Annotated in this window: 15 protein-coding genes; 3 read left to right on the top strand and 12 right to left on the bottom strand. The window is 56.5% G+C overall.

All coding sequences use genetic code 11. From position 1 onward, the window contains the following. Positions 1–88 precede the first annotated feature (88 nt). Positions 89–220, bottom strand: a complete 132-nt coding sequence (locus tag Ga0074115_RS17030) for a hypothetical protein (RefSeq protein ID WP_269747020.1) — start codon at positions 218–220, stop codon at positions 89–91. A gap of 429 nt (positions 221–649) precedes the next feature. Here Ga0074115_RS17030 and Ga0074115_RS16535 point away from each other — a divergent pair, with 429 nt between their 5' ends. Beyond that, the gene (locus Ga0074115_RS16535; RefSeq protein WP_232432857.1) at positions 650–874 is read left to right on the top strand and encodes a hypothetical protein; all 225 of its coding nucleotides are present in this window, start codon (positions 650–652) and stop codon (positions 872–874) included. A 58-nt stretch (positions 875–932) separates the two neighbouring features. Here the strand turns inward: Ga0074115_RS16535 and Ga0074115_RS02180 are convergent, their stop codons facing one another. The 10 genes from Ga0074115_RS02180 to Ga0074115_RS02135 all read right to left on the bottom strand — a co-directional run bounded on the left by Ga0074115_RS02180 (position 933) and on the right by Ga0074115_RS02135 (position 15926). Beyond that, positions 933–2387, bottom strand: a complete 1455-nt coding sequence (locus Ga0074115_RS02180; protein WP_057956461.1) for a glutamate synthase subunit beta — start codon at positions 2385–2387, stop codon at positions 933–935. A 93-nt stretch (positions 2388–2480) separates the two neighbouring features. Continuing rightward, the gene (gene gltB, locus Ga0074115_RS02175) at positions 2481–7106 is read right to left on the bottom strand and encodes a glutamate synthase large subunit (protein WP_057956460.1); all 4626 of its coding nucleotides are present in this window, start codon (positions 7104–7106) and stop codon (positions 2481–2483) included. Between the two features lie 274 nt (positions 7107–7380). Next, positions 7381–9162: an AAA family ATPase gene (locus Ga0074115_RS02170; RefSeq protein ID WP_232432856.1), complete on the bottom strand. Its 1782-nt coding sequence runs from the start codon at positions 9160–9162 to the stop codon at positions 7381–7383. 30 nt (positions 9163–9192) lie between these two features. Next, positions 9193–10275 carry a 3-dehydroquinate synthase gene (aroB, locus tag Ga0074115_RS02165; protein WP_057956458.1) on the bottom strand — a complete coding sequence of 361 codons (1083 nt, stop codon included), beginning with the start codon at positions 10273–10275 and terminating at the stop codon, positions 9193–9195. A gap of 34 nt (positions 10276–10309) precedes the next feature. Next, complete coding sequence (gene aroK, locus Ga0074115_RS02160; RefSeq protein ID WP_005958494.1) at positions 10310–10831, bottom strand: shikimate kinase AroK; 522 nt, start codon at positions 10829–10831, stop codon at positions 10310–10312. A gap of 101 nt (positions 10832–10932) precedes the next feature. Beyond that, a complete protein-coding gene (pilQ, locus tag Ga0074115_RS02155) occupies positions 10933–13137 on the bottom strand; it encodes a type IV pilus secretin PilQ (protein ID WP_060528156.1) in 2205 nt (734 codons plus the stop codon). Positions 13138–13154: 17 nt separating this feature from the next. After that, positions 13155–13694, bottom strand: a complete 540-nt coding sequence (locus Ga0074115_RS02150; RefSeq protein WP_057956456.1) for a pilus assembly protein PilP — start codon at positions 13692–13694, stop codon at positions 13155–13157. Next, positions 13691–14299 carry a type IV pilus inner membrane component PilO gene (locus tag Ga0074115_RS02145; protein WP_057956455.1) on the bottom strand — a complete coding sequence of 203 codons (609 nt, stop codon included), beginning with the start codon at positions 14297–14299 and terminating at the stop codon, positions 13691–13693. The genes Ga0074115_RS02150 and Ga0074115_RS02145 overlap by 4 nt, the downstream gene beginning before the upstream one ends. After that, a complete protein-coding gene (locus Ga0074115_RS02140) occupies positions 14296–14856 on the bottom strand; it encodes a PilN domain-containing protein (protein ID WP_060528155.1) in 561 nt (186 codons plus the stop codon). Before Ga0074115_RS02140 ends, Ga0074115_RS02145 begins: the two co-directional genes overlap by 4 nt. Then, positions 14856–15926, bottom strand: a complete 1071-nt coding sequence (locus Ga0074115_RS02135) for a pilus assembly protein PilM (RefSeq protein ID WP_057956467.1) — start codon at positions 15924–15926, stop codon at positions 14856–14858. Before Ga0074115_RS02135 ends, Ga0074115_RS02140 begins: the two co-directional genes overlap by 1 nt. Before the next feature lie 373 nt (positions 15927–16299). On the opposite strand from Ga0074115_RS02135, the gene Ga0074115_RS02130 reads away from it, so the two are divergent. Continuing rightward, positions 16300–18747 (top strand): penicillin-binding protein 1A, encoded by a 2448-nt coding sequence (locus tag Ga0074115_RS02130; RefSeq protein WP_057956453.1) that lies wholly within the window; start codon positions 16300–16302, stop codon positions 18745–18747. A gap of 8 nt (positions 18748–18755) precedes the next feature. Next, positions 18756–19361 carry a hypothetical protein gene (locus Ga0074115_RS02125; RefSeq protein ID WP_057956452.1) on the top strand — a complete coding sequence of 202 codons (606 nt, stop codon included), beginning with the start codon at positions 18756–18758 and terminating at the stop codon, positions 19359–19361. A gap of 9 nt (positions 19362–19370) precedes the next feature. Here the strand turns inward: Ga0074115_RS02125 and Ga0074115_RS02120 are convergent, their stop codons facing one another. Then, positions 19371–20666 (bottom strand): citrate synthase, encoded by a 1296-nt coding sequence (locus tag Ga0074115_RS02120; protein ID WP_060528166.1) that lies wholly within the window; start codon positions 20664–20666, stop codon positions 19371–19373. Between the last annotated feature and the right edge of the window lie 22 nt (positions 20667–20688).

The raw sequence follows: 20688 nt of genomic DNA, 5'->3' as shown, positions 1-20688 counted from the left end.
CCTCCACTACATCTTTCCTTTTCTGATCACGCTGTTCTTTTATCGTAGCCATGGAAAGCAGTATACACTGCCAATACTTTCGGAACGATTAATAGTCGCCCTCCGACTCCTCGGCCTGGGCAATAATGCCGGTGGCATAGCGAAACGCCTCACTGGCATCCAGATCACTGGGAATCGAGACTACCCTGATCTGCTCAAAATGGGTGCTAGGAAGCACCATCAACTTCTCCTTCATGAAAACCTCGGCTTCTCTGCTTGCAACGACAAGGAGCAGCATAACCGACCTGAAGTCTCCATAAAACCAAGCTATTTCTTCAGCTTAGCCAATCACCCAGGCAGGTCAACTACACTCTTTTCTATCAGGATCACGCACCTCAGCCATACACGATGATTTAATCCCGCTGTTATTAGACAATTTGCCGGCCACCCTCGTCACTGACCTGATCAAACTGAAAGGAGAGAACAATGAGTGACTATTTCCACCTTGCCGAATTGGTGCCACCGGCAATCTACACCCGATTTGGCGAGCAGCGGGCTTGGAATTTCGTTAACCGGCGCGCCTATAAGAATCTCATCAAGCTGAGCAAATATCTTGGCAAGCCGCTCATAATCAACAACTATCACAGCGGTGGAGAGAGAGTGGAGTGGTTTGCGAACCCCCGAGAGCCCCTACTTTTCGGCCACCTCACAACATGCCATTGCCAATGCCTACGACATCATCTGTGTCGGCCTCACGCCCCAGGAGATGCAGGCGATCATTCAGGAGAAGTACCAGCGCTTCAACATTGGTGGACTGGAGATTGCCCCCAGCTGGACCCACATCGACTGGCGCTTCAATCCCGACCAGGAGCTGACGGTTTTCCATCTGACCTGAGTGGTAACCACAAAAAAGGGGCCGCAGCCCCTTTTTTAGCCAGCCCGATAACTCAATCTTAGCGAGGTAGATCAGACGAACCCATCAGATATTCGTCCACCGCCTTGGCGCACTGACGCCCCTCACGGATCGCCCAGACCACCAGCGACTGCCCCCGGCGCATATCTCCCGCCGCATAGACCCCCTCGATCGAGGTCTTATAGGCATCCACACCTTCGGTCTCACCCTTGACGTTGCCGCGGCCATCCAGCTCCACGCCCAGCTCTTCGAGCATGCCCTCGTGAACCGGATGGACAAAGCCCATCGCCAGGGTAATCAGATCGGCCTTTAGTTCGAACTCAGAGCCCTCGACCTCGGACATCTGCCAGTTGCCCGCATCATCCTTATTCCATTCGACCTTGACGCACTTCACCGCCCTGACCTGGCCGTTGCCATCGTCGACAAACGCCTTGGTGGCGACCTGCCAGATACGCTCGCAGCCCTCTTCCTGAGAGGAGGAGGTGCGCATCTTGTTGGGCCAGTTGGGCCAGGTGAGGGATTTGTCCTCCTTCTCCGGCGGCTGCGGCATGATCTCCAGCTGGGTGACGGAGGCTGCGCCATGTCGGTTGGAGGTACCGATGCAGTCGGAGCCGGTATCACCACCGCCGATCACCACCACATGCTTGCCTTCGGCAGAGATAAACTCATCCTCGGGGATCTGGTCACCCTGCACCCGACGGCTGTTGGTGCGCAGAAAATCCATGGCGAACTCGACGCCCCGCAGTTCGCGCCCCGGAATCGGCAGATCCCTGGGTTTCTCAGAACCGCCGGTCAGCACCACTGCATCGTACGCCTCGAGCAGCTGCTTCGCCTTGATGTCGACACCTACATGCACGTTGGTCTTAAACTCGACCCCTTCCGCACGCATCTGCGCCATGCGCCGGTCGATCACCTTCTTGTCCAGCTTGAAGTCGGGAATGCCGTAGCGCAGCAGACCGCCAATGCGATTCTGCCTTTCGTAGATCACCACCGCATGGCCAGCACGGGCCAGCTGCTGCGCCGCCGCCATGCCGGCAGGACCGGAGCCGACCACCGCAACCCGCTTGCCACTCTTGTGGCGTGGGATCTGCGGCGTCACCCAGCCCTCTTCCCAGGCCCGCTCGATGATGCTGTATTCGAGCGTCTTGATGGTTACCGGAACATCGTCAAGATTGAGTGTGCAGGCCGCCTCACAGGGGGCAGGGCAGATCCGACCGGTGAACTCAGGGAAGTTGTTGGTGGAGTGCAGCACATCGATGGCGGCGCGCCACTCGCCCCGATAGACCAGGTCGTTCCAGTCGGGGATGATGTTGTTCACCGGACAGCCCTGATGGCAGAAGGGGATACCACAATCCATGCAGCGTGCGCCCTGCTGACTCAGCGCCTCATCGCTGAGCGGAATCATAAACTCGCCGTAGTGAGTCAGCCGGTCGGCGACCGGCGCATAGCCGCGGTCCTGACGCGGAAACTCTTTGAAACCTGTGGGCTTACCCATCGTTAGTTAACTCCGGTTTTTATCCGCGAGGAACGCAAAACAATAAACTCTTTGCGTGTCTTGCGTTTTTCGCGGACCAATAATCAATGGCTATCAGGCGACGGCCCCGGCCTGCTTCTCTGCCTGCATCGCTTTCAGTGCGCGACGGTACTCCACCGGCATCACCTTGACGAACTTCGGCAGGTACGCCTCCCAGTTGTCAAGAATGTTCCTCGCAACCTCAGAATTGGTGTAGTGCAGGTGGTTTGCGATCAGCTGCTTGAGGCGGATCGCGTCGAAGCGGGTCATGTCGTGACTGACATCAACCCGACCATGGGTCTCCAGATCACCGCCCTGGTGCTCCAGCGCCTCCAGCGCGTCGTCCTCTTCGGCGATCGGCTCGAGCTCAACCTGAGCCAGGTTGCAGCGAGCCTCGAAGTCGCCCGCCTCGTCGAGCACATAGGCGATACCGCCCGACATGCCTGCAGCGAAGTTACGGCCGGTGCTACCGAGCACCACCACGACACCACCGGTCATGTATTCACAGCCGTGGTCGCCCACGCCCTCTACCACTGCGCTGGCACCGGAGTTACGCACGCAGAAACGCTCACCGCCGACCCCGCGGAAGTAACACTCACCGGAGATCGCACCGTACAGCACAGTGTTACCAACGATGATGTTCTCCTCCGCCTTGCCGATCTTCGACTCGCTAGGCGGGTAGATCACCAGACGTCCGCCAGAGAGGCCCTTGCCGACATAGTCGTTGCCTTCACCGGCCAACTCCAGGGTTACGCCTTTGGTCACCCAGGCCCCAAAGGACTGGCCAGCAGTGCCTTTCACCTTGATATAGACGGTGTCATCCGGCAGCCCAGCGAAGCCGTACCGCTCCGCCAACCGACCAGAGAGCATAGTGCCAAAGGTGCGGTTGTAGTTGTGAATGTCGATCGCAATCTTCACTGCCTCGCCCCTCTCCAGGGCGGGTGCGGCCTGTTTGATCAGCTCGTTGTCGATCGCCTTGTCGAGACCATGGTCCTGGCGCTCGCTATTGTAGACCGCATCGCCCTCGGCGGCTTGCGGCTTGGCCAGCAGCCGGGAGTAGTCGAGCCCCTTCGCCTTCCAGTGGCCGATCGCCTTGCGCATGTCGAGACGCTCGGACTGCCCAATCATCTCGCCAAAGCTGCGGAAGCCGAGCTTCGCCATCAAACGACGCGCTTCCTCGGCGACGAAGAAGAAGTAGTTGACCACATGCTCAGGCTTGCCGGTGAAACGCTTGCGCAGCTCAGGATCCTGAGTGGCGATGCCCACCGGGCAGGTGTTGAGGTGGCACTTGCGCATCATCAAGCAGCCTTCAGCGATCAGCGGTGCGGTGGCGAAGCCGACCTCATCGGCGCCCAGCAGGGCGGCGATCACCACGTCACGACCGGTGCGCATGCCGCCGTCAGCCTGTACCGCGATGCGTGAGCGCAGGCGGTTCAGCACCAGAGTCTGGTGGGTCTCGGCGAGGCCGATCTCCCAGGGCGAACCGGCGTGCTTGATCGAGGTCAGCGGCGAGGCGCCAGTGCCGCCGTCGTAGCCAGAGATGGTGACATGGTCGGCGTGGGCCTTGGAAACGCCAGCGGCAACCGTGCCCACACCCACCTCCGAGACCAGCTTGACGCTGATCCGCGCCTTGGGCTGTACGTTCTTCAGGTCGTGGATCAGCTGGGCCAGATCCTCGATCGAATAGATGTCGTGGTGCGGCGGCGGCGAGATCAGCCCCACACCCGGGGTGGAGTGGCGTACCCGTGCGATCTGCTGGTTGACCTTGTGGCCCGGCAGCTGACCACCCTCACCGGGCTTGGCGCCCTGGGCCATCTTAATCTGAATATCATCGGAATTGACCAGATACTCGGTGGTCACGCCAAAACGGCCGGAGGCGACCTGCTTGATGGCGGAACGCTCCGGGTTACGCGAACCGTCCGGCAGCGGATTGAAGCGCGCGGGCTCCTCGCCGCCCTCACCGGTGTTCGACTTGCCGCCGATCTGGTTCATCGCCACCGCCAGGGTGGAGTGAGCCTCATAGGAGATGGAGCCGAAGGACATGGCGCCGGTAACGAAACGTTTTACGATCTCCTTAGCCGGCTCGACCTCGTCCAGCGGGATCGGCTGCTCGGCAAACTTGAACTCGAACAGGCCGCGCAGAGTCAGCAGGACCTCATTCTGTTCGTTGATCGACTTAGCGAACGCCTCGTAGCTGTTCCAGTCGTTGGCACGTACCGCGTGTTGCATCTTGGCGATGCTCTCAGGGGTCCAGTTGTGATCCTCACCACGTAGCCGGTAAGCGTAGTCGCCGCCCACATCGAGATGCTTCTGGTAGATCTGCTGCTCACCAAAGGCCTTGCCATGCCACTTCACTGCCTCGGCGGCAACCTCCAACAAGCCCGCACCTTCGATGGTGGTGGTGGTACCGCTGAAGTAGTCGTCGATGAAGGCACTGGAGAGACCCACCGCATCGAAGATCTGCGCACCGCAGTAGGATTGGTAGGTGGAGATGCCCATCTTCGACATCACCTTCTTCAGCCCCTTACCAATCGCCTTGATGTAGCGGGCCTGGGCTTCGGCAAACGCCAGCGGCTCAGGCAGTGAGGCGAGCTGCGCCTGAATGGTATCGAAGGCGAGATAGGGATTGACCGCCTCGGCACCGTAGCCGGCGAGTGTGGCGAAGTGGTGTATCTCCAACGCGCCACCAGTCTCGACCACCAACCCCGACTCAGTACGCAGCCCTTTACGGATCAGGTGGTGGTGCACCGCAGAGGTGGCCAGCAGCGCCGGGATGCCGATGTTGTCGGCATCGACCCGGCGGTCGGAGAGAATCAGAATGTTGTAGCCCTCTTCAACACTCTGCTCTGCCAGTTCGCAGAGCGCGCTCAGCGCCGCCTTCATCCCTGCCGCGCCCTCGCTGACAGGGTAGCTGATATGCAGGGTCTTGGTGCGGAAGGCACCACCCGTATTGTCTTCGATGTGGCGGATGCGCTCCAGGTCCTCATTGGTCAGCACCGGCTGGGAGACCTCCAGGCGTTTTTGTCGACCCGCATCGGAGAGGTTCAGCAGGTTTGGCCGCGGCCCGATCAGGCTCACCAGCGACATCACGATCTCCTCGCGGATCGGGTCGATCGGCGGATTGGTCACCTGGGCGAAGTTCTGCTTGAAATAGGTGGAGAGATGCTTGGCACGCAGCGACAGCACCGAGGGCGGGTTGTCTGCGCCCATCGAGCCGGTGCCCTCCTGACCAGTCAGCACCATCGGCGTGAGCAAGAATTTGATGTCCTCCTGGCTGTAGCCGAAGGCCTGCTGAGCGCGCAGCAGAGTCGCGCCATCCGGAGCCATTGGAGCGACATCTGAGGGGAGGGCGTCCAGGTGGATCTGGGTCTTATCGAGCCACGCCTGGTAAGGCTTGGCGCTGGCGATCTGCTGTTTCAGCTCAGCATCGTCGATGATGCGCCCCTGCTCCATATCGATGAGAAACATCTTGCCTGGCTGCAAACGCCACTTCTTGACGATCTTCTCTTCCGGGATATCGAGCACGCCCATCTCAGAGGCCATCACCACCAGATTGTCCTCTGTGATCAGGTAACGGGCAGGACGCAGGCCGTTGCGGTCGAGAGTGGCGCCGATCTGCCGACCATCGGTGAAGGCGACTGCGGCGGGGCCATCCCAGGGCTCCATCAGGGCCGCATGGTATTCGTAGAAGGCGCGGCGCTGCTGGTCCATCTGCTTGTTACCACCCCAGGCTTCTGGGATCAGCATCATCATCGCGTGAGAGAGGCTGTAACCGCCGGCCACCAGCAGCTCCAAGGCGTTATCGAAGCAGGCCGAGTCGGACTGGCCTTCCGGGATCAGCGGCCAGATCTTTTCCAGATCCTCGCCCAGGATACCCGAGGCCATCGAGTGCTTACGCGCCCGCATCCAGTTGACATTGCCGCGCAGGGTGTTGATCTCACCGTTGTGGGCGATCATGCGAAAGGGGTGGGCCAAATCCCAGGTGGGGAAAGTGTTGGTGGAAAAGCGCTGATGCACCAGCGCCAGGGCGCTGGTCATCCGCTCATCACGCAGATCTTCATAGTACTCACCGACCTGGTTCGACAGCAGCATGCCTTTGTAGACGATGGTGCGCGAGGAGAAGGAGCTGAAGTAGAAGGAGCTACCGCCTTCCATCTCAGCCTTACGCACCAGCTGTTCGATCTGCTTGCGGATCACAAACAGTTTGCGCTCGAAGGCTTCCTGATCTGCGCAGTTGTCGCCACGCGCCACGATCACCTGACGCACCACCGGCTCGGTCGGGGTCACGCTGTAGCCGAGACCACTGTTGTCTACCGGCACATCACGCCAGCCGATCAGCTGCTGGCCTTCTTCCTTGATAAGGCGCTCGACGACCTCTTCGCAGACAGTGCGGCTCGCCTCGTTACGCGGCAGAAACAGCATGCCAATCGCGTACTCACCCACCGCCGGCAGATCAAAATCGATGACTGCGCGGAAGAAGGCATCAGGCAACTGCATCAGGATGCCAGCACCGTCACCCGCCTTGGGGTCGGCACCGACTGCGCCACGGTGGGTCAGTCGATCAAGAATCTCCAGCCCCTGCTGGACGATCTGGTGGCTCTTCTCGCCCTTGATGTTGGCAACAAAGCCGACACCACAGGCATCATGTTCGTTGGCGGGATCGTACAACCCCTGGCGCGGAGGTAAAGCACCTTGGTTCATTGCAAAACCTCTAAGGTCGATTAATACACCAAGGCCGGATATAAACCAGACATTTGGCGCTTATTCAAGGCAGTTGAATCCTGTTTGGCGCTGATCGCCGGGCAATAGCACCTGCTGCAACGCAATATGGCGCGCACGAAACCGCGTAGCATATATGAGAAATGGAGCACAAGCCAGTGCTTGACAATCAACAGCCTAACGGGAGGCTATCCAGCTCCAGAGTGAAGCAGGCATTCTGCTCTTAAGCGACTGAAATATAGATGTTTTGCCTCGTCTATCGAGGTGATTCAAGCATGCTCGATTGGATCGAACCCAGACCGCGAATCCAGAGCGTTTTTCGCCGCAGCGAGGCCGGAAGCTCTGCCTGAGCCGCCTTCGCGCTCTTCCTGTCAGGATAGACACCCCACAGCAGCACATGCCAGGGTTTGTTATTGCGACGCGACTCAAAATAGATCGCCCGCTCCTCCAGCCCATGACGCCGCACAAACTCCAGTAATGACTCAAGCCGACCGACACCCAGCATCTGGATTGCGTAGGCATCCGGCTTCTGGCTCTTGAGCCACGCATCGCGTCGAAACGGCTCAGAAGCCTGCGCTGGCGTGTCCCCTTTTTTGTCTTTTACACTGACTGCCTCCAACAGGCCAGCCGCAGGCAGCAGCTCCAGCTCTTGCTTCGCCTCCGCGACAGCAGTCGGCGATTCACCGGAGGTTTCGGCATCCTCAGTCTCGGTGGCAGCAGTCGCATCACCACTCTGCTCAGACTCAAACTCAGCAGCAGTTCGGGCTTCATCTTCACCGCCCACCTCAGGCGCAGCATCAGGCGCCTGCTGGACCAGATCGGAATTTTCCTCCGGCTCAGATGCCGTCACCTCATCCACCATCACAGGCTCATCGACCACAGCCACTTCGTCGTCAGTCGACACTGGCTGCTGCTCTAATGGCACCTCAGCCACCTCAACGGGCATTGATTCCGGCTCCGGTGATTCCGCATCGGCTGGCGCCTTCACTTCGGATATTTGCACAGACTCTGCTGGTGTGACTGGCGCAGAGTCGATTTGCACTGGTGGAGATGCCGGAGCTTGCCCGGCCTCTACGTCAGACTGGTTCGCCAGCACCAGAGCAGGCTCCTGGCGCGGCACTTCAGCCGGAGTCTGTTTCGGCGCCGGGACAAGCTGGTCCAGTTCACCCAGCATCAGCATCTCTGACTCCACCGGCAACGTTTGCCGATCCGCACCACGCTTGATTACACCGGGGTCGATAAGACGATTGATCTGCTCTTGAAACAGCAGGATGCCACCTAACAATAAGACCACGACCGCAATCCCGGTGCGCTTGATCACCGCCATATTGCTAGCCTTAGACGAAGCCGCGCCCTCTTCTGCCTCCCCGAGCGCATCCAGAATCGAGGAAGCAAGAGCGCCAGGCCTGCCTCCCGTCTCGCGGTGGATTCGCTCAAGCAGTGCGTTATTCAACCCAAGCCGTGCCGGCAACTCCTCGGCACGGATAATAAACTCCATGAAGGCGCGGACATGCTCCAAAGAAATCACCGGCAGATCAATCACATGAAGTTTGTCAGTCGCCATTGCCCGAATTGGGGCGGCTGTCAGTATCGTATCGACCCGTGGATTACCAAACAGGACGAGACTGGCCTGAGGGCGGCCGTCGATCTGCTTCTCAAAGATTCGCATCAAGGTGATGATCGCAGAGTGGGGAAGCTCGTGAGCATCGTCAACAAGGATCACTGGCGTCACGCCCTGAGCGCGCAGCATCTGAAAGTGCTTGCTCAGCGCCTTTGACCACTGCTCCTCCTGCGCAATGCCGAAGCAACGGCAGATCGTCGAGATCACCACATCAGGCTGAGTCAGGGGCGTCGCATCGACGAGGCAAACCTGCCAGGACTCCGGAGCTTGCTTACGCAGCTGGGCAACGATGGCACTTTTACCAACACCGGCCGCACCCCGCACGACAGGAAGCAACTCGCTGTTTTCAATCAGGTGTCGAAGCAGATCGAGGCGCTGCGTCAGCTCTGGAGTTGAAAAAAAATCACTACTGATCACCACTGCACACCTTTCAGGAGAGGCGGATTATTACCGATACGACTCCAACGTTTCCAGCAAAGCCTGATGGTCAAAATCATCCGTAACAACTGATTGCCCAATTCCCTTCAGTAATACGAGACGGAGTCGCCCATCCAGTACCTTCTTGTCGACCGCCATCAGCTGCAGAAACCGATCCGGACTGATCTCAGCGGGAGGCCGGATCGGCAGCCCAGCCCGCTCAATCAGGCTGCAACAACGCTGCAGGTCATCTTCTGTTATCCAGCCCATCCTGTGTGAAAGATTGGCCGCCATGCTCATGCCCGCTGCCACCGCCTCACCATGCAGCCAGGCTCCGTAGCCCATCCCTGTCTCAATCGCATGACCAAATGTATGGCCAAAATTGAGCAGGGCGCGCTGACTAGATTCCCGCTCATCCGCCGCCACAACGTCTGCCTTGCAACGGCAGGAGATCTCGATAGCATGGGCGAGGGCGGCTGGCTCCCGGCTCAGGAGTCGATCCATATTCTGCTCCAGCCAACTAAAGAAGGCTGAATCGACAATCAGGCCATATTTGATCACCTCGGCGATGCCCGCCGCCAATTGGCGTTCATCCAGTGTGTTGAGTGTCGCAGTATCCGCCAACACCGCAAGCGGCTGATAGAAGGCACCGATCATATTTTTCCCGAGCGCGTGATTCACACCGGTCTTACCACCAACGGATGAATCGACTTGGGAAAGCAGTGTTGTCGGAACCTGGATAAACGGAATCCCCCGCTGGTACGATGCCGCCGCAAACCCCGTTATATCACCGATCACGCCGCCCCCAAGTGCCACCAGCGTCGCCTTGCGGGTAAAGCGATGTTCAAGCAGGCCGGTAAAGACCTTGTTCAGCGTCTCCAGAGTCTTATACTGCTCTCCATCAGGCAGGATGATCGTGGCCACATCATACCCAGACAATGCAGACAGGGTCTCATCAAGGTAGAGCGGAGCAATGGTCTCATTCGTCACCACCATTACTTGCCTACCTGTAATATGGCGACGATAGAACTCTGCCTGGTGGTGGATCGCTTCTCCGATATAGATCGGGTAACTTCGTTCGCCAAGTTCAACAGTCAAAGTATTTGTAGACATATGCAACTCTCACCAACCACCTAAATGATACTCATCAGTCAATCAACTCCAGACGTTTACTGATCTCTCTCGCAACAGCCTGGGCATTCCGCTGCTCAGTTGCAATCACTATGTCCGCGGTCTGTCTATAGAGCGGATCCCGTATCGCCATCAACTCCTGCAACTTGGCAAGAGGATTTTCTGTCTGCAACAGAGGACGACTTTTGTCTCTGCATGTCCTCTCAAACTGCTGTTCTGGCGAGCAGTAGAGGTAAACTACAAGACCCCGCGATGAAAGATTGCGCCGGTTCTCATCACGCAATACAGCACCTCCACCTGTCGCCAGGACAATCGAATCCTTACCGGTCAGTTCATCAATAACCACGGCCTCACGTTTGCGAAATCCTTCCTCGCCTTCGAATTCAAAAATAGTGGGGATATCAACGCCGGTGCGCTTCTGGATCTCGAGATCCGAATCCAGAAAATCCATACCAAGCACTTCAGCTAACTGCCTGCCAACTGTGCTTTTACCAGCCCCCATCGGGCCAATCAAAAAAAGACTTTGTCGCCTAGCCATTGAACTCAGATATATCCATTTGACGATGCACCTGCAAAAGGTACTCTAAAACAGAAAAGGCGCGCCAAAAGGCGCGCCTGTATATTTAACGATCGATGTGCCTAGCGAATTCGAAGGGATTCCTTAAGAATCTTTGGCGTCACAAAGATCAGAAGCTCTCGGTTTTCATCCGTATTTTCTGTTTTTCGGAACAGAACCCCAACATAAGGCAGATCACCGAAAAGCGGAACCTGCTCCCGGTTCTGGGTCTTGGTTCGCTCAAATACGCCACCAAGAACAATCGTTTCCCCATTATCGACCAGCACAGTCGTCTCGATCTTACGAGTATCGAGTGGCGGCACACCCAATACAGAACGGGAGAAGTCCGGACTGTCCTTGTTTATCTCAAGATCCATACGAATTCTATCGTCGGGGGTTATATGAGGCGTGACGTCTAGTTTCAATACTGCCTCTTTAAAACTCACAGAGGTCGCACCACTTGATGTGGCTTCCTGATAAGGAATCTCTACGCCCTGTTTGATGGTTGCCTTATTCTGATCCGAAGTGATAACACGCGGGCTTGAGATTACCTCACCTTTGCCCTCCGACTGCATCGCAGAAAGCTCCAACTGCAATAAATAAGAACCCACTTTACCAACCAGGAAGTTGATGGCGCCAGAGGGCGCTGTAGCCGGCAGGTTTACCATCAGCGCCTCATTTCCAGAGCCAGCGGGGATTTCAATACCGGCGGCAATCGGCTGGCCGGTAGTCGTCGTCATAAAAGTGCCCTTATCAATGCCGAATGAAGAGATATGGCCGGGCATTCCACCAGCAATCAAGGCTTCATTACTACCCGCACTGGCACTGGTAGTTGCACCAAATCGCACACCCAACGCCTTGGTAAAGTCATTGTTGGCAATCACGATCCTGGACTCAATCAGAACCTGACGCACTGGGATATCAAGCCTTTGCAGCAGTCGACGAATATCTTCAAGCTTTGAAACAGTATCCTGCACCAGTAGGGTATTGGTCCGCACATCTACTGTAACGTTACCGCGCTCAGACAGCAGACGATTCTCGGAGGATTTCAATAATGAAGCCAGATCAGCGGCCTTTGCATAGTTAACCTGGATAAATTCCGATCTCAGCGGGGCAAGCTCTTCTATCTTTTGCTGCGACTCCAGCTCCAGCTGCTCGCGCGCTGCAATCTCCTCAGTTGGCGCAACCATGATGACATTATCATTGCGCCGCATTGAGAGGCCCTTGGACTTGAGAATGATATCCAACGCCTGATCCCAAGGTACATTTTTCAGGCGAAGAGTGATCCGTCCACCAACAGTATCGCTAGTCACTAGATTGAGGCCGGTAAAGTCAGCCAATAACTGCAACACCGATCGCACTTCAATATCCTGAAAATTGAGCGATAGCCGATCTCCCGAATAAACCAACCGCTCTTTCTGCAAAGCTTCCTTTTCAGCTTTGCTCAAAGGTCGCAATTCCACAGCAAATACATCATTTGCTTGATACGCCATGTATTCGTATTCGCCTGTTGTGGAGATCGAAACAATAACATTTTCCCCTCGCGGCCTTGTTTCAATCTTTGTCACGGGCGTCGCGAAATCAACCACATCCAGAGTTTGCACCAAGGATGACGGCACAGTCACACCAAAAAACTCCATCAATACCTGACCACCCTCTTCCCGCACATCAACTGCGATAGTAGGATCTGAAAACGTCACCAAAACGCGACCCTCTCCATCTGTGCCGCGTCTGAAATCGATCTCCTCAATGCTATCGGCATGTCCAGCTGCTTTAGCAACTACTGCAGTCGCGACTTGAGGCACTTCTGTGCCTTTCTCCGGTGACTCAACCAATCCCCGGTTGCCCGCATCCAAGGTCAACACCACATCCAAGCCATCTACTTTGAGAGTGAATGCTACTGTGCTGATCAGGTTGATCACCACCCGCGTTCTGTTTCCAGCCTCAAGGGCTGTGACACTTTGTACGGCTCCAACACCAATCGGCAATGTTTTATAGTCGAGCGCGCTACTTACTTCTGCAAAGTCCAAGGCGATTCGCGCCGGCGATTCGGTCGTAAAGCTGGCTGGCAACACAATCTTTTCGGAAAGTGACAACCGGAGCTGAAGCTGATCGCCGGGGAGTGCGGAGAAATCGATAGATTTCAGCTGATTATCTGCAAACGCAGTTACCGGAAGAATCCACAGGGTAAGCAATAGGTACAGGAACCACTTGGGCTTTATCCCTCGTGACGGCGTGTTGACGCCTTCTTCCAGTCCGCTCCTGATTGCCGCTGGCAAACCATTCATTTCATAAATCCTCTGGATTATTCCGTCAACGCAAGGGAGGCCAAACGCTCACGATATCCGCCTAAACCGTCCTGAACAATTTCCGTCAGGTCTATCTTCTCTTCCGAAATCACAGTCACCCGCCCATGATTCCGCCCCATGTAATTCCCAGCCCGCACCCTGTGAATCGTGCCTTCAGGCGTCTGCACCAGACCCCAAGTGGTTCCATCCTGCTCCAGAGTACCAACCATTCGAATCGAGTCGAGCGGAAAGTGTTCCAACTCCTCCTTACGTCGATTGAAGTTAGGCGAAACACCATCATCCACGGCAACCCGGTCAATCTCTGTCTGCTGGACCTCCGATGAAAAGGGGTCACGTCGCCCCCCACTCTCATATAAGAAGGTATCAATCTGTTTCACTTCTGGCAGAGGATCTATACGGGGCGGTGTCGCTGACTTGGTATCAGCAACGAAGCGTTCCAGGTCATCAACACGGGACTCAGTACAGCCTGCCATCACAAAAAGCGGCACCAGAACAAACCACCACCTTGAGCGCATAGTGGGAGAGGAGAGCATCATTGTTCCTCCTCCTCGTTCATATAGCGGTAGGTCTTAGCTGTTGCCTCCAAAATCAGACGGCCATCATCTGCCCCCGCTGTTCGCCTTTTCCGGTGCGAGATATTTACATTATGTATGGTGACAATTCGTGGCAGGGCAGCCAAACCACTTATAAAATCACCAAACTCATGATAATAACCATTCACCTTGATCTTGATTGGTAACTCTGCATAGAATTCTCGTGGCACCTCTCCTTGAGGCTTAAACAGTTCGAATTCCAGACCTGCTGCCAGCCCAGTCTGCGAAACATCGACCAACAGATCAGCAACCTCGGTTTTATTCGGCAACTGGCGCAACATGGCACCGAACGATTGCTTCATCTCTTCAAGCTGCTTTTTATAGGCATCAAGATTCGCCGCCTTCGATTGCTTCTCAACGAATTCATCACGCAACTTCAACTCTTTCTGTTCAACCTGCTTCAGCTTTTTGAGCTGCTTTTCAGTATCCACATAATATCCGACGGCCCCAACCAGCACGCACACGATCAATACCAGGATAAGCTTGACCACCATCGGCCATTGGCCAATGTTGTTAAAATCAAGTTCATTGAGCTCCTGTAGGTTCACTTCTCTTCCTCCCTATTTTGGGAGATCTGCTGCGCAACCAGCACAAAATGGCTAAGACCAGTACCAGTCTCTTCTTTATTTTCGATCAAGTTAAGGTTGGGTTTGCCTAACCATTGGGATGCCTCGATTTTGCGCATAAATGCAGAGACCCTGGCATTAGATTGCGCCCGCCCTGTAATCTTCACCCGGGTTCCCGACTGACTGACTTTGGTCAGATAGACCCCTTCCGGCAGAGTCGCAACCAACTCATCAAACAGATGGACTATCTGAGGGCGGCTACTTTGCAACTCTTGGATGATATTCATTCGTGCCAACAACCCCGCCTTTGTTCTGCCAAGGTCGCTGATCTCCTTGATCTGCTGCTCAACAATAGCAATCTCCCTCCCAAGGAAAGTGTTGCGGCTATCCTGAACAGCAATCAAGCTCTGAATATGCATATGCAATGAGATGATGGCGATGACCGTCACCACAACAGCCGCCATCAGCATGAAACCAAACTCCCGCTGCCGCTTTTTGCGCTCCGCTTCACGCCACGGAAGTAGATTGATACGCGCCATTAATCGAAACTCCTCAGGGCTAGCCCACAAGCTATCATCAAGGCTGGAGCATCTGCGCTAAGCGCCTGTGGCTTCACTTTGGACGACACTGACATATTGGCAAATGGATTTGCCACCGAGGCAGGCGTGCTCAACTTCTCCTCGATCAACTCATCGACACCGGGAATCGATGAACTGCCACCTGCCAACACAATGTGTTCAACACTGCTGTAGGCACTGGATGAAAAGAAGAACTGGAGCGAGCGACTCACCTGCTGCGCCATCGCCTCTTTAAATGGCTCCAGCACTTCGGGCACATAATTGTCCGGCAGACCACCCTGGCGCTTTGCCATTCCTGCCTCTTCCAATGAAAGCCCATACCTCCGTTGAATCTCTTCGGTAAGCTGCCGCCCTCCAAAATTCTGCTCACGTGTGTAGATGATCTTGTTGTTGTGCAGAACGTTGAGGGTAGTGGTGGTAGCGCCAATATCGGCCACGGCAATAGTCTGGTCAACCCCATGCTCAGGCAACTGGTCAACGAGTTGAGAACATGCGTTCTCCATCGCATAGGCTTCAACATCGACGATTGCCGCAGTCAGCCCGGCCAACTCCAAGACAGCAACCCGATCGTCCACATTCTCACTACGCGACGCCGCCAGTAGCACATCCATCAACTCCGGATTTTTTTCCGATGTTCCCAGCACCTCAAAGTCAATATTGACCTCCTCCAAGGGGTAAGGGATGTACTGATCAGCTTCCAGCTGGATCTGGCTCTCCAATTCCTGGTCTGACAGGGCGGCCGGCATAGAGATCACCTTGGTGATAACCGCCGATCCCGAGACGGCCACCGCCGCCTGCTTTGCCTTGGAAGCGGAACGCCGCAATACAGCCTTGATCGCCTCTCCCACAGCGTCAACATCGGCGATGTTTTTTTCAACAACTGCATTTGGCGGCAAAGGCTCTACACCATAGGCCTCCACCCGGTACATGGCGCCACCACGGCCGGCATTCGAGGAAAGCTCCAACAATTTTACTGTCGTAGAGCTGATATCAATCCCAACCAGAGGTGGATTTTTTCTACCGAAGAACATGCGGGTTTCCTGAAAAGCCTTCCCCAAGTCCCAAAACCGAGGAATCTCTTTAACTAGATTAGTTAACTATATAGCAGCAAATGATTTTTTTGTGAAGCCGTTTTTTGCCAACAACCACAAACCCTCTGCCAAGTTCTGTTAGTATATCGCTTCTCACAAACACTGGGATAATCTGAGCGAGAAACAGTGACCTGCGCCGCGACAAAATAACCAACAACATTTATTGGAACACGCAACTTTTCCGCGCAGCACGCGACTAACGGAGAGATCTTTGTCCTCAGTCATCCCCCCTGATCGACCAAGAGCCCAATGGCTCGATCTACGAGCACTCCATTCTGGTCTCCCAGGGCCCCTTTTTTCTGTGATGTAGCGCATGAAGCCACTGCATAAAATCGTAAAATTCATCCTTCTCCCGGCTCTCGTCATGTTTTTGCTGGGCCTGTCCGGTATCTACGGCACCTATCTTTATCTAAAGCCTGACCTGCCATCCATCGATGTTCTTAAAGACATCCATTTTCAGGTCCCGCTTCGAATCTACAGCAACGACAACAAACTGATTGCCGAATTCGGCGAGAAGCGTCGCGAGCCGCTGCAATATGACGAGGTACCAAAGCGCCTGATCCAGGCGATCCTGGCCGCCGAAGATGACCGCTTCTTCGAACATCCGGGCGTTGACTATCACGGCCTGCTACGGGCCGCATTCCAGCTGCTGCTGACCGGAGAGCGCCGTCAGGGCGGCAGCACTATCACCATGCAGGTGGCGCGAAACTTCTTCCTAAGTCGAAAGAAGACCTTCACCCGTAAACTCAATGAGATATTCCTCTCCCTCAAGATCGAAAGCGAACTCAGCAAAGAGGAGATCCTGGCACTCTACCTCAATAAAATCTATCTGGGGCATCGTTCCTACGGCGTTGGCGCAGCCGCGCTGGTCTACTATGGACGACCGATCAGCGAACTCACACTGGCGGAGATCGCCATGGTTGCAGGTCTGCCAAAGGCACCCTCAAAAAACAACCCCATCAGCAACCCCACGCGCTCAAAGCAGCGCCGCAACTATGTGCTCGGCAGGATGCGCAGCCTGGACTTCATCTCCGCTGAAGAGTATGAGGCGGCCCGCATCGCCCCGCTGAGCGCTTCCCTGCACCAGGCGCTCAGCGAGGTAGACGCACCCTACGTAGCCGAAATGGCCCGTGCCGAGGCGGTCGCCCGTTTTGGCAACCAGGCCTATACTGGCGGCTACCGCATCTTCACCACCATCGACAGCCGCCTTCAGCAGACCACCAACACTGCCCTACGCAACAGCCTACTTGCCTACGATAAGCGCCACGGCTACCGTGGTGCGGAGGGCAATCGGACACTGCCACACCCCTCCATCCCGGAAACCCTCGATCCACTGCTCGCAGAGCTCAAGCCGATCGCTCAACTCACCAGCGGCATAGTCACCGAGGTGCAGGAAAAATCCGCCACGGTCTACATCGGTAACGGCGACAGCATCACGCTTGAATGGCTAGGTCTCGCTTGGGCCGCTCCGTTCATCAACCAGGAAAAGGTCGGAAACGCACCAAAAAACGCCGCTGAGATCCTCAAACCCGGCGACCTGATCCGCGTTACGCATGAACCGCAGCCAGAGGGCGAACCCATTTGGCGTCTGGCGCAGATCCCCCAAGTTGCCGGTGCCTTCATCTCCCTCAACCCCAACGACGGCGCGATCCAGACCCTCACCGGCGGCTACGACTTCTACTGGAGCAAGTTCAACCGGGCCACCCAGGCCAAACGCCAGCCCGGTTCTGGCTTCAAGGCATTCATCTACTCCGCCGCACTAGAAGCAGGCTACACCCCCGCCAGCCTGATCAACGACGCCCCGGTGGTATTTGAAGACCCAGCACTGGAGGCAGCCTGGCGACCGGAGAACTACAGCGGTCGATTTTTTGGTCCGACCCGGCTGCGCTATGCGCTGAAAAAATCCCGCAATCTCGTCTCGATACGGCTGCTGCGGTCGATGAACATCGAAACCACCCTCGACTACATCAGCCGTTTCGGCTTCAGTAAAAGCGAACTACCACACGACCTCTCCCTCGCCCTCGGCAGCGGCGCCATCAGCCCACTGCAGATGGCTCAGGGCTATGCCGTGCTGGCCAATGGCGGTTATCGCATCACGCCATACCTGATAAAACGCATTGAAAACGACCGGAGCGAAACCCTTTTCAAAGCCGAACCCGAGATCGTCTGTGAGCCGTCCGAGCAGACACCCAGCCCAACCGCCGCGGACAAAGCCGCTCCTCTCTCCGCCACCGAACCGCCCCCGCAACGCTGCGCTCAACGGGTCATCTCCGCGCAAAACTACTACCTAATGAACTCCATGATGCGCGATGTAATCCAGTCGGGCACCGCAACCCGCGCCAAGCAGCTCGGCCGCAGCGATCTGGCTGGCAAGACCGGCACCACCAACGACCAGCGTGATGCTTGGTTCAACGGATTCCACCGCGACCTGGTTGCCATCGTCTGGGTCGGCTTCGATGACGTCCAGCCTCTCGGCCGGGGTGAAGTGGGGGGCAGAGCAGCGCTCCCGGCCTGGATCGACTTCATGCGGGTCGCCCTGGAAGGAAAACCGGAATCGCCTCTGGAGATGCCTCCCGGCATGGTCACCGTGCGTATCGATCCGGAGACCGGTGAGGCGGTGAGCGCGAGCCAGAAGAACGCCATCTTCGAGACCTTTCGCGAGCAATACGCGCCAACACCACCCAGCAGCGAAACAACTCCAAGCACCACCCTCAACCCCAACGGCGGCGACACATCAACACCTGAGGTCGATCCTTTCTAAAACAACAGATGAAGGCCGACAAACGTGAACTTCAGCGCCGCATCGCCTACGAAGCTGCGCGCATCCTGACTGAACAGCGCTCCGGGGATTACGCCTACGCCAGCCGCAAGGCGGCAAACCGTCTCGGCCTCAACGACCTACGACAGATGCCGCGAAGGGAGGAGATCGAAGAGGCGTTGCGCGAGCAGCAGCGGCTGTTTCTGGGTGAGCAGCAGACCAGCGCGCTGCAGCAGCTTCAACGCGACGCCCTCGAAGCGATGCACGCTCTCAGCCGCTTTCTGCCGCTACTGATCGGCGCGGTGCAAGCCGGCACCGCAGACCGCAACTCAGCGATCCAGCTGCTGCTGTTCGCCGACACTCCGGAAGAGGTGATCTTCGCCCTCTCCGACTTGAACATCCCCTGGCGTGACAGCGAACACCTGCTGCGGTTTGGCAACGGCCATCCCAAGCCCATGCCCAGCTTCCGCTTTCGCGCCGGCGAGAGCGCCTTTGAACTGATCGTGCTGCCCCCGAAAGGACGCTACAGCCGACCAATCGAACCCGGCAGCGACCAGCCGATCAGAAGCATCAACCGTGATCAGCTCAGCGCACTGCTCAATCAGACGCCGACCTGACCGCTCCACTCAGCGCTTGTCGAGTGGCACATAGTCACGCCGCGGCGCACCTTTATAGATCTGCCGCGGGCGACCGATCTTCTGCAGCGGATCGCTCATCATCTCCATCCAGTGGGCCACCCAACCCACCGTACGACCGATGGCAAACATCACCGTGAACATGTTGTTTGGGATCCCCAGCGCCCGGTAGATAATGCCCGAATAGAAGTCGACATTAGGATAGAGCTTGCGCTCCACGAAGTACTCATCACTGAGGGCGATCTCTTCCAGCTTCAACGCCAGCTCAAACATCGGATTGTTGCTGTCGGCGAGTTTCTCCAACACCTCCAGGCACATCTCCCGCAGGATGCCGGCGCGTGGATCATAGTTTTTGTAGACCCGGTGACCAAAGCCCATTAGCCGAAACGTATCATTCTTGTCCTTCGCCTTGGCGATATATTTATCGATATTGGCGACATCACCGATCTCCGTCAGCATGTTCAGCACCGCCTCGTTGGCGCCACCATGGGCCGGCCCCCAGAGCGAGGCGATACCAGCCGCGATACAGGCGAAGGGGTTGGCCTGGGAGCTGCCGGCCAGCCGCACCGTGGAGGTGCTGGCGTTCTGCTCATGGTCCGCATGCAGGATGAACAGCAGGTTGAGCGCCCGTTCGGCCACCGGGTCGGGCTGATACTCCTCACAGGGGGTGGCATACATCATGCGCAGCAGGTTGCCGCAGTAGGAAAGGTCATTGCGTGGATAGACGATCGGCTCACCGATGTTGTGCTTGTAGCTAGCCGCCGCAATCGTCGGCATCTTGGCGATCAGGCGATGCGCTGAAATCTCCCGATGGCGAGGATTATCAATATCGAGGGAGTCGTGATAGAAGGCAGAGAGGGAACCCACCACACCTACCATGATCGCCATCGGATGAGCATCGTAGTGGAAGCCGTTGAAGAAGTTTTTCAGCGTCTCGTTGAGCATCGTGTGGTAGGTGATCAGGTGATCAAAACGCTGCAGCTGCTCTGCATTTGGCAACTCGCCGTAGAGCAGGAGATAGGCCACCTCGATGAAGTCGGCCTGAGCCGCCAGTTGCTCAATTGGATAACCGCGATACTCCAACACCCCAGCCTCACCATTTATATAGGTGATGCGGCTTTCACAGCTGGCTGTGGACATAAAGCCCGGATCGTAGGTAAAGATCCCGCTATCCCGATAGAGCCTGGAAACATCGATTGCCGGCGGCCCCTGCACCGACTCCCTCACCGACAACCTGATCGATTCCCCTGCCGCTTCATCCTGCAGTAAAAAATATTTCTCTGTCATCATTCATCTCCCAGGAAATAGT

It is taken from the genome of endosymbiont of Ridgeia piscesae (assembly GCF_001443665.1).
GTDB lineage: Bacteria > Pseudomonadota > Gammaproteobacteria > Chromatiales > Chromatiaceae > Endoriftia > Endoriftia persephonae.
The sequence above is the reverse complement of the archived record's forward strand: the minus strand, read 5'-3'. Positions and strand labels throughout refer to the sequence as shown.

Bases quoted from the DNA above. Each gene is read 5' to 3' on its own strand.
- Ga0074115_RS17030 (WP_269747020.1), bottom strand. From the start codon at position 220: ATGGTGCTTCCTAGCACCCATTTTGAGCAGATCAGGGTAGTCTCGATT.
- Ga0074115_RS02180 (WP_057956461.1), bottom strand. From the start codon at position 2,387: ATGGGTAAGCCCACAGGTTTCAAAGAGTTTCCGCGTCAGGACCGCGGC.
- gltB (WP_057956460.1), bottom strand. From the start codon at position 7,106: ATGAACCAAGGTGCTTTACCTCCGCGCCAGGGGTTGTACGATCCCGCC.
- aroB (WP_057956458.1), bottom strand. From the start codon at position 10,275: ATGTCTACAAATACTTTGACTGTTGAACTTGGCGAACGAAGTTACCCG.
- aroK (WP_005958494.1), bottom strand. From the start codon at position 10,831: ATGGCTAGGCGACAAAGTCTTTTTTTGATTGGCCCGATGGGGGCTGGT.
- pilQ (WP_060528156.1), bottom strand. From the start codon at position 13,137: ATGAATGGTTTGCCAGCGGCAATCAGGAGCGGACTGGAAGAAGGCGTC.
- Ga0074115_RS02150 (WP_057956456.1), bottom strand. From the start codon at position 13,694: ATGATGCTCTCCTCTCCCACTATGCGCTCAAGGTGGTGGTTTGTTCTG.
- Ga0074115_RS02140 (WP_060528155.1), bottom strand. From the start codon at position 14,856: ATGGCGCGTATCAATCTACTTCCGTGGCGTGAAGCGGAGCGCAAAAAG.
- Ga0074115_RS02135 (WP_057956467.1), bottom strand. From the start codon at position 15,926: ATGTTCTTCGGTAGAAAAAATCCACCTCTGGTTGGGATTGATATCAGC.
- Ga0074115_RS02130 (WP_057956453.1), top strand. From the start codon at position 16,300: ATGAAGCCACTGCATAAAATCGTAAAATTCATCCTTCTCCCGGCTCTC.
- Ga0074115_RS02125 (WP_057956452.1), top strand. From the start codon at position 18,756: ATGAAGGCCGACAAACGTGAACTTCAGCGCCGCATCGCCTACGAAGCT.
- Ga0074115_RS02120 (WP_060528166.1), bottom strand. From the start codon at position 20,666: ATGACAGAGAAATATTTTTTACTGCAGGATGAAGCGGCAGGGGAATCG.